This window comes from Ramlibacter paludis, from assembly GCF_022012305.1.
Lineage (GTDB): Bacteria > Pseudomonadota > Gammaproteobacteria > Burkholderiales > Burkholderiaceae_C > Ramlibacter > Ramlibacter paludis.
Map to the genome: position 1 here is coordinate 294,354 of NZ_JAKLTM010000004.1, position 15,419 is coordinate 309,772.

The 15,419-nt window shown below is 70.2% G+C and carries 20 protein-coding genes; 7 read left to right on the forward strand and 13 right to left on the reverse strand.

Annotated elements, in window-relative coordinates; all coding sequences use genetic code 11:
* Positions 1-8: 8 nt before the first annotated feature.
* Positions 9-1,445, reverse strand: coding sequence for a TolC family protein (locus LZ009_RS15080; protein ID WP_275698771.1), 1,437 nt, complete (start codon positions 1,443-1,445; stop codon positions 9-11).
* A 94-nt stretch (positions 1,446-1,539) separates the two neighbouring features.
* Positions 1,540-1,920 (reverse strand): hypothetical protein, encoded by a 381-nt coding sequence (locus tag LZ009_RS15085; protein WP_275698772.1) that lies wholly within the window; start codon positions 1,918-1,920, stop codon positions 1,540-1,542.
* A gap of 116 nt (positions 1,921-2,036) precedes the next feature.
* On the opposite strand from LZ009_RS15085, the gene LZ009_RS15090 reads away from it, so the two are divergent.
* The 3 genes from LZ009_RS15090 (at position 2,037) to LZ009_RS15100 (ending at position 5,088) form a co-directional block, all read left to right on the forward strand.
* Entirely contained in the window at positions 2,037-2,342 is a 306-nt protein-coding gene (locus tag LZ009_RS15090; RefSeq protein WP_275698773.1) for a heavy-metal-associated domain-containing protein, read from the forward strand.
* Between the two features lie 183 nt (positions 2,343-2,525).
* Complete coding sequence (locus tag LZ009_RS15095) at positions 2,526-2,822, forward strand: hypothetical protein (protein WP_275698774.1); 297 nt, start codon at positions 2,526-2,528, stop codon at positions 2,820-2,822.
* 67 nt (positions 2,823-2,889) lie between these two features.
* On the forward strand, positions 2,890-5,088 hold the full coding sequence (locus LZ009_RS15100) for a copper-transporting P-type ATPase (RefSeq protein ID WP_275698775.1): 2,199 nt from the start codon (positions 2,890-2,892) through the stop codon (positions 5,086-5,088).
* 62 nt (positions 5,089-5,150) lie between these two features.
* Here the strand turns inward: LZ009_RS15100 and LZ009_RS15105 are convergent, their stop codons facing one another.
* From LZ009_RS15105 to LZ009_RS15125, 5 genes are all read right to left on the reverse strand, one after another.
* Positions 5,151-5,513, reverse strand: coding sequence for a hypothetical protein (locus LZ009_RS15105; RefSeq protein ID WP_275698776.1), 363 nt, complete (start codon positions 5,511-5,513; stop codon positions 5,151-5,153).
* A gap of 119 nt (positions 5,514-5,632) precedes the next feature.
* Positions 5,633-6,217, reverse strand: coding sequence for a L,D-transpeptidase (locus tag LZ009_RS15110; protein WP_275698777.1), 585 nt, complete (start codon positions 6,215-6,217; stop codon positions 5,633-5,635).
* Positions 6,218-6,381: 164 nt separating this feature from the next.
* The gene (locus LZ009_RS15115) at positions 6,382-7,212 is read right to left on the reverse strand and encodes a hypothetical protein (RefSeq protein WP_275698778.1); all 831 of its coding nucleotides are present in this window, start codon (positions 7,210-7,212) and stop codon (positions 6,382-6,384) included.
* 112 nt (positions 7,213-7,324) lie between these two features.
* Entirely contained in the window at positions 7,325-7,501 is a 177-nt protein-coding gene (locus tag LZ009_RS15120) for a hypothetical protein (protein WP_275698779.1), read from the reverse strand.
* Positions 7,502-7,622: 121 nt separating this feature from the next.
* On the reverse strand, positions 7,623-8,543 hold the full coding sequence (locus tag LZ009_RS15125; protein ID WP_275698780.1) for a DUF808 domain-containing protein: 921 nt from the start codon (positions 8,541-8,543) through the stop codon (positions 7,623-7,625).
* 40 nt (positions 8,544-8,583) lie between these two features.
* Here LZ009_RS15125 and LZ009_RS15130 point away from each other — a divergent pair, with 40 nt between their 5' ends.
* The gene (locus LZ009_RS15130; RefSeq protein WP_275698781.1) at positions 8,584-8,877 is read left to right on the forward strand and encodes a 2Fe-2S iron-sulfur cluster-binding protein; all 294 of its coding nucleotides are present in this window, start codon (positions 8,584-8,586) and stop codon (positions 8,875-8,877) included.
* Here the strand turns inward: LZ009_RS15130 and LZ009_RS15135 are convergent.
* Positions 8,874-9,059: a hypothetical protein gene (locus LZ009_RS15135; protein ID WP_275698782.1), complete on the reverse strand. Its 186-nt coding sequence runs from the start codon at positions 9,057-9,059 to the stop codon at positions 8,874-8,876. The two genes, LZ009_RS15130 and LZ009_RS15135, sit on opposite strands and share 4 nt — an antisense overlap.
* Before the next feature lie 123 nt (positions 9,060-9,182).
* On the opposite strand from LZ009_RS15135, the gene LZ009_RS15140 reads away from it, so the two are divergent.
* Genes LZ009_RS15140 through LZ009_RS15150 form a run of 3 tightly spaced genes read left to right on the forward strand, consistent with a single transcriptional unit; the run spans position 9,183 to position 11,701 of the window.
* Positions 9,183-9,941 (forward strand): c-type cytochrome, encoded by a 759-nt coding sequence (locus tag LZ009_RS15140; protein WP_430300383.1) that lies wholly within the window; start codon positions 9,183-9,185, stop codon positions 9,939-9,941.
* Positions 9,938-11,218, forward strand: coding sequence for a c-type cytochrome (locus tag LZ009_RS15145; RefSeq protein ID WP_275698784.1), 1,281 nt, complete (start codon positions 9,938-9,940; stop codon positions 11,216-11,218). The genes LZ009_RS15140 and LZ009_RS15145 overlap by 4 nt, the downstream gene beginning before the upstream one ends.
* Before the next feature lie 6 nt (positions 11,219-11,224).
* Complete coding sequence (locus LZ009_RS15150; protein ID WP_275698785.1) at positions 11,225-11,701, forward strand: protein-tyrosine phosphatase family protein; 477 nt, start codon at positions 11,225-11,227, stop codon at positions 11,699-11,701.
* Positions 11,702-11,734: 33 nt separating this feature from the next.
* Here LZ009_RS15150 and atpE read toward each other — a convergent pair whose 3' ends face one another.
* From atpE to hda, 5 genes are read right to left on the reverse strand one after another with little or no spacing between them, the layout of a single operon-like run.
* Positions 11,735-11,977, reverse strand: a complete 243-nt coding sequence (atpE, locus tag LZ009_RS15155) for a F0F1 ATP synthase subunit C (protein WP_275698786.1) — start codon at positions 11,975-11,977, stop codon at positions 11,735-11,737.
* Between the two features lie 48 nt (positions 11,978-12,025).
* Positions 12,026-12,511 (reverse strand): 2-amino-4-hydroxy-6-hydroxymethyldihydropteridine diphosphokinase, encoded by a 486-nt coding sequence (gene folK / locus LZ009_RS15160; protein WP_275698787.1) that lies wholly within the window; start codon positions 12,509-12,511, stop codon positions 12,026-12,028.
* A gap of 4 nt (positions 12,512-12,515) precedes the next feature.
* The gene (gene pcnB, locus LZ009_RS15165) at positions 12,516-14,072 is read right to left on the reverse strand and encodes a polynucleotide adenylyltransferase PcnB (protein WP_275698788.1); all 1,557 of its coding nucleotides are present in this window, start codon (positions 14,070-14,072) and stop codon (positions 12,516-12,518) included.
* Positions 14,065-14,766, reverse strand: a complete 702-nt coding sequence (locus LZ009_RS15170) for an HAD family hydrolase (RefSeq protein WP_275699146.1) — start codon at positions 14,764-14,766, stop codon at positions 14,065-14,067. Before LZ009_RS15170 ends, pcnB begins: the two co-directional genes overlap by 8 nt.
* Entirely contained in the window at positions 14,745-15,419 is a 675-nt protein-coding gene (gene hda, locus LZ009_RS15175; RefSeq protein WP_275698789.1) for a DnaA regulatory inactivator Hda, read from the reverse strand. Before hda ends, LZ009_RS15170 begins: the two co-directional genes overlap by 22 nt.

The window sequence follows — 15,419 nt, forward strand, 5'->3', positions numbered from 1 at the left end:
GTTCTTTCTCAGTGCGCCTGCGACGGAACCGCACCGGTCGCAGTCCTTGGCTGCGCCAGGGCCGACGCGCCCGGCGACCCGCCCGTGAGCGCCGTCTGCAGGTTGGTATCCGCGACCCAGAAGTCGCGCAGCGCCTGCACGTAGCCGGTCACGCCCGCGACCTGTTCGCGCGCATCGGCCAGCAGCTCGAACACGCTGATCAACATGCCGTTGTAGCGAAGCAGGTTCTCCTCGGAGATGCGCTTGCGCAGCGGCACGACTTCGTCGCGGTAGTGCCGCGCCAGGTCGTACGCCGTGCGATAGGCCGAGTACGACTCGCGCACTTCGGAGCGCGCGTTGACGGCCACTTCCGCCGTGCGGTTCACCGATTGCATGTAGATCGCTTCGGCGCGCGCCGCGCGGGTGGCGCCGAAGTCGAACAGCGGCAGTTCCAGCTCGATCTCGTAGCCGTCGGATCGCGGGACACCCGTCTCGCTCTTGTTCTGGTAGCCCAGCTCCAGCACGTTGATGAATCGCGTGGCCATCGTGAGCCCCAGCGACCTGGCAGCGGCCTCCGTGCCGCGCGTGGCCAGGAGGACGTCCAGGCGCTTTTCCAGCGCCGTGCGCTCCGCGTCGCGCGGGTCGGCTGGCTGTTTCGGCAGGTCCGGCAACCGCTCGGGGAGCCGGATGGCCGGGTCGCCGGAAAGTCCGAGCAGCCGGATGAGGCGTTCACGATCGGCAGTGGCCTGGTGCTGCGCGCGGGCCAGCTGCGCGCTTGCGTCCGCGTAGAACGCCTGCTCGCGCATCTGCGTGAGCTTGCTGAAGTTGCCGGCCTGCAGCATGCGCTTGGCGAGTTCATTGGAGGCATCGGCCGCCTCCTTCACCTGCTGGTGGAACCTGACCAGTTCCTGCGCCGCCACGGCGTCGAAGTAGGCGCGCCGCACGGTGTTCGCCACGCCGACTGCGTCCAGGGCGGCCTGGTACTGGGCCTGCTCGAAGCGGCGCTGGCCGACTTCCGAAGCCACGGGCAGGGTGAGCAAGCCCAGCACGTTGAACAACACGCTGCGTTCGATTTCGACGCTGCCGCCGCCGGAAAGGCGGCCGAAGCGGAAGACCGGATTCGGCAGCCGCCCGGCACGCACGGCGTCGGCCTCCGCGATGCCGAGTTCACCCAGCCGGGCCTGCAGCCCGCGGTTGTTCAGGAAAGCGATTTCGACGGCGGCGTCCGCCGTGAGTGGTTGCGCAAGCAGTTCGGCAACGCGTCCCTGGGCCACCTGGCGCTCGCTGTCGGCGCGCTGCATCGCCACTTGCTGGCCAGTGCGCTCCTTGGTCAGCTGCGCCACCTTGTCGAAGCCGCCGTCGGCGGAGAAGGAGGCGCAGCCGGCCAGGAGCGCGGATGAGGCCGCGATTGCGCACGGGCGCAACCACGGAAAGGCTGCGGGCAGCCTGCAGGTGTTCTTGTTCATTCCAAAGCCAATCCGAATCGCCGACGGGGGTCGGCCGATGCCCGTGCGCAGCGCGCGCGAGCGCCATCAGGCCTCGTGCGGAGGCCTCAATGGGTCAGATGGTTCGGGGTGGGCGCTCCTGCCCGCCGCAGAAGAACTCGGCGGCCGGAGCCAGGTACTCGGAAGCCGGAGCCGCTGCGGGCGGCCCCTGGGGAAGCGTGATGCTGGATGCAACCGTGGCCGGCACGGAACAGCAGGACGCGCACGAGCTGCACTTGTCCGTGCCGTCGTGGCCGCCGCCGTGATCGTGTGCGGCATTCGGCTGGGCAGCCGCTTGGTCGTGGCTTGCCTGGTGCTCATGGCCGTGGTGGCCGCCGGCGGCTGCAACGTGCGCATGCGTGCCGGAGGGCGCGCACAGCATGGCAGCGGCCATCGCACCCCGCATCGGGAGTGCGAACGCCAGCAGGACCAGGAGCCACACGCGAATCAACTTCACAGTGCTTAGGTTAACACGGGCGGAAAAGTTCCATCGACGCCGCGCAAAATAGTCCTTGACCTTGCCACCATGGGAAGGTTGATCATTGCTCCATCACCATCGCATCGGAGCACTCCATGGTCACTTTCAAGATCCCCGACATGACCTGCGGCCACTGCGCCGCAACCATCGCCAAGGCCATCGCTGCCGAAGACGCAGGCGCGCGCGTGGAGTTCGACCTGCCTGGTCACCTCGTGCACGTGGCCGGCAACTCGGCCATCCCCGCGGAACTCGAATCGGCGATCCGGGAGGCGGGCTATTCGCCGAGCGCCGTTGAAGCCCAGCCGGCGCGCTCCGGAGGCTGCGGTTGCGGCTGCGGCAGTCCGAAGGGAGTTGACCTGCCTCAAGCGCAGGGGAGCGCCAGGGGCGGATGCTGCATCTGATTACCTGGGAGCACTTTCATGAAATCCACGACCTTCGCGATCGCACTCGGTCTTGCCAGCTCGCTTGCCGCAGCACAGGGGAATCCGCAAGACCACGCCGCTCACCATCCGGAAGGCGCGGCGTCCGCTCCATCCGCGCCGGCACAGCCTGCAAAGCCTTCCGCGGAGCAGTTCGAACGGCAGATGCGAACGATGCAGGACATGCACCAGCGCATGGAGTCCGCCAGGACGCCGGCCGAAAAGCAGGCGCTGATGGCGGAGCACATGAAGCTCATGCAGTCCGGGATGGAGATGATGTCCCGCATGGGCGGCAAGGGCATGGGCGGCATGGGCGGCATGGGCGGCATGGGCGGCATGGGTGCTACGGGCGGCATGGGCGACATGATGGGCATGCACGGCGCCATGGAGCGCCGCATGGCCATGATGGAGCAGATGATGCAGATGATGGTCGACCGCGAGGCGGCGACGCCGCGTCGCTGATCCCGGGCGGTCACCAGGCTCTGCGCAACCCTTGGCGCAGGCCTGAAAGAAAACAGGAAACGCTGCCATGCAAGTTCCCTCCATTCACGCGGAGCACGGCCACCACCACGCCCCCACCGCCCCGGCCGCTCCGCTGACCGGCCATCAGGACGGCAAGGCCGTGGAATACACGTGCCCCATGCACCCGCAGGTTCGCCAGATGGGGCCCGGCCATTGCCCCATCTGCGGCATGGCCCTCGAACCGGTGCTTGCCACGGGCGACGCCGAGAGCCCGGAACTGCGCGACATGACCCGCAGGTTCTGGATCGGGCTGGCCCTGACGGCGCCGGTGTTCATCCTGGAAATGGGCGGGCACCTCCTCGGCTGGCATCTCCTGCCCGGCCAGGCGTCCAACTGGGTGCAGCTGCTCCTGGGCACGCCGGTGGTGCTGTGGGCCGGTTGGCCGTTCTTCGTTCGCGCACTGGCGTCCGTGAGGAACCGCAGCCTGAACATGTTCACCCTGATCGCCCTGGGCACCGGGGCGGCGTGGCTGTACAGCATGGCCGGCACGCTGGCGCCGGGCCTGTTCCCGCCGGAGCTGCGCGCCCACGATGGCTCGATCGCGGTGTACTTCGAGGCCGCGGCGGTCATCACCGTGCTCGTGCTGCTGGGCCAGGTGCTGGAACTGAGGGCGCGCGAGAAGACGTCCGGCGCGATCAAGGCCCTCCTCGACCTCGCGCCCAAGACCGCCGTGCGCGTGGGGCACGAAGGCGCCGACGAAACCGTCCCGATCGACACCATCCAGGCCGGCGAGCTGCTGCGCGTGCGGCCCGGGGAGAAGGTGCCGGTGGACGGCGAGCTGGTGGAAGGAAAGGGAACCGTGGACGAGTCCATGGTCACCGGCGAGCCGATGCCGGTCGCCAAGGCGCCGGGCGCGAAGGTCACGGCGGGCACCTTGAACCAGACCGGTGGCTTCGTGATGCGCGCCGAGAAGGTCGGCGCCGAAACGCTGCTGGCGCAGATCGTGCACATGGTGGCCGCAGCGCAGCGCAGCCGCGCGCCCATCCAACGCATGGCCGACCAGGTGGCCGCCTGGTTCGTGCCCCTCGTGCTCGCGGTGGCGCTCGCCACCTTCGCAGCATGGCTCGCTTGGGGGCCGGCTCCGGCTTTTTCGTACGCACTGATCGCCGCGGTCGCGGTTCTCATCATCGCCTGCCCCTGCGCCCTGGGGCTGGCGACGCCCATGTCCATCATGGTGGGCGTGGGGCGCGGCGCCCAGCACGGCGTGCTGGTGCGCGACGCCGAGGCCCTGGAGCGGATGGAGAAGATCGACACCCTGGTCGTCGACAAGACCGGCACGCTGACGGAAGGCCGGCCCCGCGTGGTCCACGTCGAGCCGGCCGCCGGCATCGAGGCCGACGACCTGTTGCAAAAGCTGGCCAGCGTGGAGAGGAACAGCGAGCATCCCCTGGCCATGGCGATCGTTGCGGCCGCGCTCGAGCGCGGGCTGACCTTGTCCGCCGCGACCGACTTCGATTCGCCGGTCGGACAGGGCGTGGTCGGCCGCGTCGAGGGCGTCGACGTGGCCAGCGGCGCGCCCCGCTTCCTGGCGCAACACGGCGTCGACGTGTCTTCGCTGCAAGCCGCCGCCGAGCAGCAGCGCGCCCGCGCCGCCACCGTGATCTTCGTCGCCTTCGATCGCCGGCTGGCCGGCTTCGTCGCCATCGCCGACCCGATCAAGGCGACCACGCCCGCCGCGCTGCAGGCCTTGCGAGCCGCCGGCGTGCGCATCGTGATGCTCACGGGCGACGGCAAGACCACCGCCGAGGCCGTGGGCCGCGAGCTGGGAATCGAGGAGGTGGTGGCCGAGGTGTTGCCGCAGGACAAGGCCAGCACCGTGCAGCGCCTGCGCCAGCAGGGCCGCATGGTGGCCATGGCCGGCGACGGCGTGAACGACGCGCCGGCCCTGGCGGCCGCCGAAGTCGGCATCGCCATGGGAACCGGCACCGACGTGGCGATGGAAAGCGCCGGCATCACGCTGCTGAAGGGCGACCTGATGGGCATCGTGCGCGCACGCAAGTTGTCGCACGCGACCATGCGCAACATCCGCCAGAACCTCTTCCTGTCCTTTGCCTACAACGTGGCCGGCATCCCGCTCGCGGCAGGCGTGCTCTACCCGTTCTTCGGGCTGATGCTGTCGCCGGTGGTCGCGGCGGCCGCGATGGCGCTGTCCTCGGTGAGCGTGATCGCCAACGCCTTGCGGCTGCGCACGGCCCGCGTCGACTGAATTCCGGCGCCGCAAGAAAAAAGGCCCGCGACTGCGGGCCCCTTTCCTGGCGCCAGGCGCGATCAGCCGCGGTCGGCCTTGACGACCTTCTTCTTGGCCTTCTTGGTGGTGTGCTTGGTGCTCGACTTGGAGCCCATGTCATTGCCGGCCATCGTGGTCGACGAACCGGCGGTGGTGCCGGCGTTGGCGGCGGCGCTGGTCGCAGCGGTGCTGCCGGCGCTGCTCGTGCCCATGCTGCCCTGCGCCGTGGCGCCGGCGCCGCCCGGCGTGCCGGTCGTGCCCATGGGGGTGTTCTGGCTGCTGCGCTGGCCCGCGCCCTGCGCGGGGTTGGCCACCGCGGGGTTCGGCGGGTTGCCCTGGGCAAAGGCAAGGGCGACGGTGGCGGTGGCCAGACCGGCGACCAGGGTCTTCAGGATGGTGTTCATGGTTCAGATCTCCTAGCTATGGTGTACGTTGTAACCGGCAGATGCCAGCCCGCCCAGCGTGAGGAGAATGACGCAACGGCTTCGTCGGTGCCGCGCTTGCGGCTGTGTCGGACGGCGCCTCAGGACGCTTCGAGCGCGGCGAAGAAGGACTTGGCCGGTCGCGATTCCGGCAGCACGTAGACCACGCTGCGGCCGGCGCCGAGCACGTTGGCGACCACACCTTCGTAGAACGCCACCGGCACCACGACGCAGCCCCAGGACACCCGGTTGTCCGTGGGCGTGGCCGTCGCCAGGCGCTCGGCCCGCGCCTTCCAGGCCTTGCCCGGACGCACGCGGTGGATGGCGAAGGCGCTTTCGTAGTCGACCCAGACCACGTCCTCGCCCTGCAGGTTGCGGCCCGGCTGCGCCTCGAAGCGGCCGGCCGGCGTGGTCTTGTCCTCGTTGCGCAGGCTGCCGGCCGCGGTGCGTTCGCCCACGCCCGGCACGATGTGGTCGCCGCGCGCCGACCCGAGCAGGGCCACGCTGCTGCCGGCGAGTCGGCCGTCGGCGTCGAACACGTAAAGCATGGCGTGGCGCTTGTCGACCAGCGCAAAGGGTCGGCCCTGGGTGTCGCCGCTGGCCTTGATCCAGGCGAGCAGCCTCTGCGCCTCGGGCAAGGCCTTGAGCAAATAGGGCTGGCCGGCGCCCGCTGCAGCGGCCAGCATGCAAAACGCCGTACAGACGGCTGCTTTGCGCAGCCACCGGCTTGCCATCGACATCCGAGTCCCCCGTGCCGAGCGGTGGGTGGCTCAGCTGGGGTCGGATGCTAGCAAGCCCGCTCGGCGGTGGGCAAGGGATGTAAAGGTAACAGCCGGGCCAGGCCCGACGTTCAGCGCTTGAATGCGACTTGTTGCGCGTGCGCGTTGCCGGCTTGCGCCTGCAGCACGTCGTAGGCGCCGAAGACCTGTTCGGCCGACCGCGTTTCGGGCAGCACGTAGACGATGGCGCCGTATTTCTTCACGGTGGGATTCAGGACGTCTTCGTAGAAGCTCACCGGCAGGTTGATGCAGCCGAAGGAAATGCGGTTGTCGTCCACGGTCAGCGTGGCCAGGCGCTCCAGGCGGCGTTCGGCGGCCACCAGCGGGCGGATGCGGTGCATGGAGACGGCCGCTGCGTAGTCCACCCAGACGACGTCTTCGCCGTTGGCGTTGCGGCCCGGCTCGGCGACGAAGCGGCCGGCCGGCGTGGTCTTCTCTTCCGGCAGCACCTGGGCGATCGGCTTGTCGCCCACGCCCGGGAAGGTGTCGTCGCCGCGGGCGGCGCCCAGCAGCGCGGGAGCGCTGTCCTTCAGCTTGCCGTCCGGGCCGAACACGTAGACGCGGGCGTCCTTCTTGTCGACGATCACGAAGGCGTGCTTCTTGGCGTCGCCGGTGAAGACCGCCCAGTTCGCCACCTTGAGGGCGTCGGCGGAGGGCTGCTCGCCCTTGAAGTCGGCCAGCTGCACGCCGTTCACGCTGTCGGGTGCGGGAGCCGCGGCGGGAGGCTGCTGCGTGGCCGGGGCAGTCGCCACGGCCGCATGTTCGGCCGCCTTGTTCTTCTGCGCCATGCGCAGCGGCGGGATGATGATCACCAGCAGCGCGATGCCGACCAGGGCGCCCTTGCGCAGCGCATCCCAGAACTCGTTGCGTTCGGTGTTCTCTTCGGGCTTGTCGGATTGCATGGCTACGGCGGAGGAAGTGGGCAGGTGGCGGCCAGCTTAGGAAGCGGGCCGCTCAGCCCGGGTGGGCGGAAGGCGGCGTCGCCTGTAGGCGTCCGCGCCCTCCCGCTTCGCTTCAGGAAAGTTCGCGCGGCGCGGGACTGGCCTCGGTGGACCAGCACGCGATGTGCAGGGACGGGTCGGCGCACTCGAAGCCGAGGGCGTAGTCGAAATCGTCCTCCGGGGCGGCGGCCATGGCCACGGCGGGGGGCAGGCCGGCGGAAGCCGGATCGGGCTGGTGCAGGTCAGGCATGGACTTCTCCCTCAATCGAAGAGCCATTCTTGGGGCGCGCGTGCAATCGCCCTATCCGCACAAGGCGCAAGGCAGCGTAGGAAGGCCCCTACGCATGAGCGGTAACCCTAGGGTGGGCGCGCTAGGCGTGCGCCGAAGCTTTCTTCCCGCGCAGGCGTTGCGCCAGCGCGTAACCCGCCAGCAGCACGCCGCCCGCCACCATGCCGACCACGGCATCCAGCAGCATCGCCAGCGGCTTTTCCCAGGCCCCGGCGGCCGCGGCCGTCGCCTCGATCCAGTGGTGCAGCGGGGGGATGCCGTGCGCCAGGATGCTGCCGCCCACCAGGAACATGGCGACGGTGCCGGCCAGTGACAGGCCTTTCATCAGCCAGGGTGCGGCGCGCAGGATGCCGTTGCCGACGGCCTGCGCGGCTCCGCTGCCGCGCCGCGTCAGGTAAGCGCCGAAGTCGTCCAGCTTCACGATGGCGCCAACCAGGCCGTAGACGCCGGCCGTCATCACCAGGGCGATGCCCACCAGCACCGCCAGCCGCGTGAGGAAATCCTGGCCGGCCACCGCCCCGAGCGAAATCACGATGATCTCGGCGGAGAGGATGAAGTCGGTGCGGATCGCGCCCTTGATCTTGGCCTTTTCGAAGGCCACCACATCGACCTGCGGATTGGCATTGGCCTCCACCATTTCGCGGTGGTGCGCATCGTCCTCGGCCCGGCTGTGCAGCAGCCGGTGCGCCACCTTCTCCATGCCTTCGAAGCAGAGGTAGGCGCCGCCCACCATCAGCAGCGGCGTGACGGCCCAGGGCGCGATCGCGCTGATGGCCAGCGCCGCCGGCACCAGGATCGCCTTGTTCACGAGCGAGCCCTTGGCGACCGCCCACACCACGGGCAGCTCGCGCTCGGCGCGCACGCCGCTCACCTGCTGCGCGTTCAGCGCGAGGTCGTCGCCCAGCACGCCGGCGGTCTTCTTGGCGGCGACCTTGGTGAGGACGGAGACGTCATCCAGCAGGGTGCTGATGTCGTCGAGCAGGGCAAGCAGGCTGGTGGCCATGGAGGAAGGAAGGGTGGGGGCCGGCCATTATCATGGGACCATGAAAGATGAGGGGGCGAACGCGCCCGTCTACCAGGCGGTGCTGCTGCCCTCGGGCCGGCGCTTCAGCGCGCGCGGCGACCGGCCGCTGCTGCTGTCGGCGGCCGACGCGGGCTTCGCGCTCGCGAGCTCGTGCCGCAACGGCACCTGCCGTGCCTGCCTGCGGCCCTTGCACTCCGGGGCCGTGCGCTACCGCATCCCCTGGCCGGGACTGTTGCCGGAGGAAAAGGCGAGCGGCGGCTGGGTGCTGCCCTGCGTCGCCTTTCCCGAAGGCGACGTCGTGCTGGGGGACTAGTAATTCCCGGTGCGGTACGGGCTGCGCGGCACGTACTTGTGCTCGCCGTCGGGAATCGGTTCGGCCTTGGGGTCCGGACGGTGCTGGACGGCGTTGGTGCCCTCTTCACCCTGCGGCGGCCGCCGGCGCGGACGGTCTTCGGCCTGCTGCCTGGGCTTGCTGGAGCGTCGGTAGAGATTCATGCGACTCACCATAGTGAGCGCCTTTCGCGGCCCGTGTAGGACGAGCCCCCTGCGCTTGTCCGCTGGCTGCCGACGGGGCGGGACGCGCGCGTCAACAATGGCATAGTCCCGCGGATGCGCGACATGATTTTTTTCCTGGCGATGGGCGTGGCGGCAATCGCCGCCACCGCCGCGCCGGTGCGTTTCGAGGACACCATCGCGCAACGCACGCTGGCTTGCACCAGCTGCCACGGCCGCGAAGGCCGTGCCGGTCCGGACGGCTACTACCCGCGCCTGGCCGGCAAGCCGCAGGGCTACCTGTACAACCAGCTGTTGAACTTCCGCGAAGGCCGCCGGCACTACGGCTTGATGAGCGCCCTGCTCGATCCGCTGTCCGATGCCTACCTGTACGAGATCGCGCAGCACTTCGCTTCGCTCGACGTGCCTTACCCGCCGCCGCAGCCCGCGGGCGCGCCACCAGAAGTGCTGGAGCGGGGCCGCGCGCTCACCTTGCACGGCGACCCCGCGCGCCAGCTGCCCGCCTGCATCAGCTGCCACGGCAAGGCCTTGACCGGCGTGCAGCCCGCCGTGCCGGGCCTGCTGGGCCTGTCGCGCGATTACCTCAATGCGCAGCTGGGCGCGTGGCGCACCGGCCAGCGGCGCGCGCATGTGCCCGACTGCATGGGCGAGATCGCGCGCCGGCTCGAGCCGGAAGACCTGGCGGCGGTCACCGCCTTCCTTGCGGCCGAAGCGTTGCCGCGCAATCCCAAACCTGCCGCGGCCCCGGTGGCGGTTGCGCCCGTGCGGCACAAGGGCCGGCGCGGGGCACCCGCCGCGGCCGTCGAACCCCCACCGCCGATGCGCTGCGGATCCGCGCAGGCGCCGGCCGGAGCCAGGCCATGATCAAGCGCGTGCTCTGGGCGTTGCTGGCGCTGCTGCTGGCCGGCGCGGCGCTGGTGTGGATGATCAACTTCGGCAGCGGCCCGCGCATCCAGGACCTGGCGCCGACGGCGGCGCCCAGCGGCGAGCAGGTCGCGCGCGGCGCCTACCTGGCACGCGTGGGCAACTGCATGCTGTGCCACACCGAGCGCGGCGGCCCGCCCTATGCCGGCGGCCGGCCGATCGCCACGCCTTTCGGCACGGTGTTCTCCAGCAACCTCACGCCCGATGCGCGCACCGGCATCGGCAGCTGGTCGGCCGCGCACTTCCGGCGCGCGCTGCACGAAGGGCGGTCCCGCGACGGCCGCCTGCTGTACCCCGCCTTCCCCTACACGCACACGACACTGGTGACCGGCGCCGATGCGGATGCCCTCTTCGACTACCTGCGCAGCCTGCCGCCGGTGAACCGTCCCAACCGGCTGCATCGCCTGCGCTTTCCCTACGACAGCCAGGCGGCGCTGGCCGTGTGGCGCACGCTGTACTTCCGGCCGGAGAAGTTCGAGGAGGACGCGGCCCACACGCCCGAGTGGAACCGCGGCGCCTACCTCGTGCGCGGCCTGGGCCACTGCGGCGCCTGCCACACCGCGCGCAACGCACTGGGCGGCTCGCGCGACCTGGCCGACCTGTCGGGCGGGCTGATCCCGATGCAGAACTGGTACGCGCCTTCGCTGTCCTCGCCCAACCAGGCCGGTGTCGCGGAGTGGCCGATTGCGGAGATCGAGCAGCTGCTGTCCACCGGCGCCTCGCGCAATGCGATGGTGCAAGGGCCCATGGGCGAGGTGGTGCTGCACAGCCTGCAATACCTGGAGCCGGTCGACATCCGCGCGATCGCGGTATTCCTCAAAAGCCTGCCGCCCACGGGCGGCGACAGCGATCCGCGTGAAGTGCCGCAAGCCGGCGCGCAGCTCCTGGCACGCGGCGGCAAGATCTACGAGCAGCACTGCGCCGGCTGCCACGGCGACGCGGGGCAAGGCGTGCCCAATGCCTATCCGGCGCTGGCCGGCAACCGCGCGATCACGCTGCCGGTGACCGCCAACCTGGTGCAGGTGGTGCTGAACGGCGGCTTCGCGCCGGCCACGCGCGGCAACCCGCGGCCCTTCGGCATGCCGCCCTTCGCGATGCAGCTGAGCGATGCGGACGTCGCTGCCGTGCTGACCTTCGTACGCGCGTCCTGGGGCAACCGCGCGGCACCGGTGTCGGAGCTGGAAGTGACCCAGCAACGCAGCAGCGCGCGACCATAATCCGCCATGGCTTTGCGACGCGTCCACCTCCCGCCCGAAGTGCCCGGCCAGTTGTGGCTGGGCTCGATGCCGGGCCGCTTCGAAGCCTGGTCGGCTTTCGAGGCGCAGGCCGACCGCACGCGGCTGCGGCTGGTGGTGTGCCTGACCCCGCGCCAAGAGCTGGCCGAACTCTCGCCCGACTATCACGCGGCCGTGGTGGCGGGGCGCGTCAACTTCCGCTGGCAGCAGGTGGCGATGCGCAACTTCGGCGTGCCCGAAGACCCGGCGGCCTTCCGCCGCGACATCGCCAACGTCGTCACCGCGCTCCAGACCGGCGACGCCGTGCTGCTGCACTGCGCCGCCGGGCTGGGCCGCACCGGCACCGCCGCCGCCTGCGTCCTCAAGGCCCTGGGGCTGGACACCGGCGAGGCACTGCAGCGCGTGCGCGAGGCCGGGTCGAATCCGCAGAATGCGGAGCAGTCGGGGCTGGTCGACTGGTTCTAGGGGCCCTGGATCCCCGCCTGCGCGGGGATGACATTATTTTGCGAACGGGTTCGCGAACACGAACATCATCGCCACGCCGACGCCGATCAGGAAGTTGGCGTCGATCAGGCCGGCCAGCAGGAACATCTTGGTCTGCAGGGGTTCCATCATCTCCGGCTGGCGCACCGCGCCGTCGATGAAGCGGCCGCCCATGGCGCCTATGCCCAGGCAGGCGCCGATGGCGCCCAAGCCGATGATGAGCCCGCAGGCCAGCGCGATCAGTCCGGTGTCAGTCATGATTACCTCCGTTGTCGAAATCCATGCCGGTATCGTGCCGGCCGGCCGTCATGCTGGCGATGACGCGGGAGGTAATGCGGTGATGCGCTGGGAGGCGACGGCTTGCAGTTCGTCCCCCGTGACGAGGTGCGGTGCGATCTCGGCGAGCGGACGCAGCACGAAGGCGCGTTCGCGCATGCGCGGATGCGGCACGACGAGCGACGCGCTGCCAACCTGCGCCGAGCCGTACAGGAGCAGGTCCAGGTCCAGCGTGCGCGGCGCGTTGCGGTAAGGCCGCTCGCGCCCGGCGCCCTGCTCGATCGTTTGCAGCTGCGCGAGCAAGGCATAGGGGTCGAGGGCGGTGGAAATCGCCGCGACTGCGTTGACGTAGTCAGGCCCGCCCGCATCGATCGGCTCGGAGCGGTAGAAGGACGAACGTGCAAGCACCGACGTTGCCGGCAGCTGCGCGAGCGAAGCCAGGGCGTCGTTCAGCGCCCGCGCGGGATCGCCGAGGTTCGCGCCCAGCCCCACGTAGGCAGTGACCGGGTCGCGCATGGCCTCAGGACGAAGCGTCCTGTCCCTGGCCGTCGCCGCCGCCCTGCCCCGCGGGCTTGCGGCGGCGCCGCCGGCGCTTGCGCGGGGCGTCGGCGCTGGCGCTGCCGGCTTCCGCATCCTCGGCCTCGGGGGCCACGGAATCGGGCGCGGATTCGTCGCGCGGCGGCGCCGGCGGCCGCGGCTTGCGCACGCCGCGCTGGTGCTTCTGCTGCTCGTCGCGCAGCTGCATCACCAGGTCCTCGCGCACGGCGTCGCTGGCCTGGCTGAACTCCTGCCACCAGTCGGCCAGCACCACGTCCACTTCGCCGATGTCGGCGCGCAGGCGCATGAAGTCGAAGGCGGCGCGGAAGCGCGGCTGCTCCACCAGGCTGAAGGGCGTGCTGCCCATGCGCTTCTCGAAGCGCGGCTGCATCATCCAGATCTCGCGCATGTCGGCGCCGAGCTTGCCGCGGCCCGAGATGTCGCCGATGCGCGACTCGAACACTTCGTCGATCGCTTCCTGCAGCGCCGGGAAAGGATGCTGCCGGCGGGCGAGACGGGCGGCCCAGCCGTCGCGCACGTCCGCCCACAGCACGCAGGCCAGGAGGAAGCTGGGCGCCACCGGCTTGTTCTCGGAGACGCGGCGGTCGGTGTCCTGCAGCGCCGCGCGCACGAAGGGCTGCTCGGCGCGCTCGACCACCAGGTCCAGCAGCGGATAGATGCCGCGTGCCATGCCGAGGAACTTCAGCTGCTCGATCGTGGCCAGCGAGTGGCCCGTCTGCAGCAGCTTGAGCATTTCGTCGAACAGGCGGCTTTGCGGCACTTCCTGCAGCAGCGACAGGCTGGGCAGCAGCGGCGCCTTGGTCTTGGGATCGAACTTGAAGCCCAGCGCCGCCAGCTTGGCGGAGAAGCGCACCGCGCGGATGATGCGCACCGGGTCCTCGCGGTAGCGCGCAGCGGGGTCGCCGATCATGCGCAGCACCAGCTTCTTCGCGTCCTTGATGCCGCCGTGGTAGTCGACCACCACGCGCCGCTCGGGGTCGTAGTACATCGCGTTGATCGTGAAGTCGCGGCGCGCCGCGTCCTCTTCCTGCGGGCCCCAGACGTTGTCGCGCAGCACGCGGCCGGCGGAGTCGACGGCGTGCTTCATGCCCGCCAGCTGGCTCTTGCTGGTGCGCTCGTTGCCGCTGACGGATTCCGCCGCGGCGCTGTCCATGTAGGCGCGGAAGGTCGAGACCTCGATCACCTCGTGCTCGCGCCCGCGGCCGTAGACCACGTGGACGATGCGGAAGCGCCGGCCGATGATGAAGGCGCGGCGGAACAGCCCCTTCACCTGCTCCGGCGTGGCGCTGGTGGCCACGTCGAAGTCCTTGGGCCGCAGCCCGAGCAGCAGGTCGCGCACGGCGCCGCCGACGATGTAGGCCTCGAAGCCCGCTTCCTTGAGCGTGTGCACCACGTTGAGGGCGCGCTCGTCGACCAGCGTGGGGTCGATCGCGTGCTCTTCGGGGCCGACTTCCTGGCGCTTGCCGAACTTCGGCGGCTTGCCGCCCCCGAGCAGGTTTTCGATGAACTTTTTAATCATTGGTATCGGTGAACAGGTCGAGGATACGCCAGCCGCGCTCCAGGGCGATGGCGCGCAGCCGCGGGTCCGGATTGGTGGCGACCGGATGGTCGACCTTCTCCAGCAGCGGCAGGTCGTTGGTGGAGTCCGAATAGAAGGTCGTTTCCACGTCCAGCCAGTCCTGGCCGCGCGCGCGCAGCCAGTCGGCGACGCGTACCACCTTGCCCTCGCGCATCGAAGGCACGCCGGCGATTTCGCCGGTGATCCAGCCGCCGGCGTCGCGCACGAGGTCGACAGCGATCAGCTCCGGCACGCCGAAAGCCTCGGCGATCGGACGCGTCACCAGCTCGTTGGTCGCCGTCACGATGGCCACCGCGTCGCCGGCCTGCTGGTGGGACCGCACGAGGTCGACGGCCGCGGCACGCAGCGGCAGGATGTGCTGCCGCATGAAGCGGGCATGCGCATCCGCATAAGCCGCTGCGCCCTTCAGGCGCAGGGCTTCGGTGGCGAAGCGCACGTAGTCGTGCACGTCCAGCGTGCCGGCGACGTAGTGCGCGTAGAACTGGTCGTTGCGGCGCTTGAACTCCACGCGATCGGTCCACCCGATCTCCTGGGTGAATTCGCCCCAGGTGTAGTCCGAATCGATCGGCAGCAGCGTGTGATCGAGGTCGAACAGCGCAATCCGGGGTTTGCTCACTCGCTCTCCAGCATGGATCGGATCAGGGGAATGGTGATGGCGCGCTGCGTCTGCAGCGCATAGGCATCGAGGTGGTCCAGCAGCTGCATCAGGCTGGCGAGGTCGCGCGAGAAGCGCGAGAGGATGAAGTCCATCACCTCGTCGCTGAGGAACACGCCGCGCGCGTCGGCCGCCTGGCGCAGCACCGCGCGGCGCTCGGGCTCGCTCAGCACGTGCAGCTGGAACACGTGGCCCCAGCCCAGGCGCGTGCGAAGGTCCTCGCGCAGCTGCAGCTGCACGGGTGCATGCAGGCCGGCGGACAGCACGCCGCGCTGCAGGGCCTGCGCCTGCACGAACCAGGAGAAGGCGGCCTGCTGCTGCACCGCCGAATAGAGATGCACGTCGTCGAGCAGCACGACCGCCCAGCGTTCGTCGAAGGGCGGCGGCTCCGCCAGCGAAGGATCGAGCCAGCCGGTGGCGGCGCCCTGCTCCCGCAGGCTCTCCTCCACCGCGCGCAGCAGGTGCGTCTTGCCGCTGCCCGGCTGGCCCCAGAGGTAGGTCGGCACCGGCGAGCGGGTCGGGTTGCCGGCCCAGAGCTGCAGGTGCCTCCAGGCCGCTTCGTTGGGGCCGGCGAGGAAGCTCGCGAGGCTGGGCGCGCGGGCCAGGCCGATGTCGAGTGCGAGTTGCTTCAT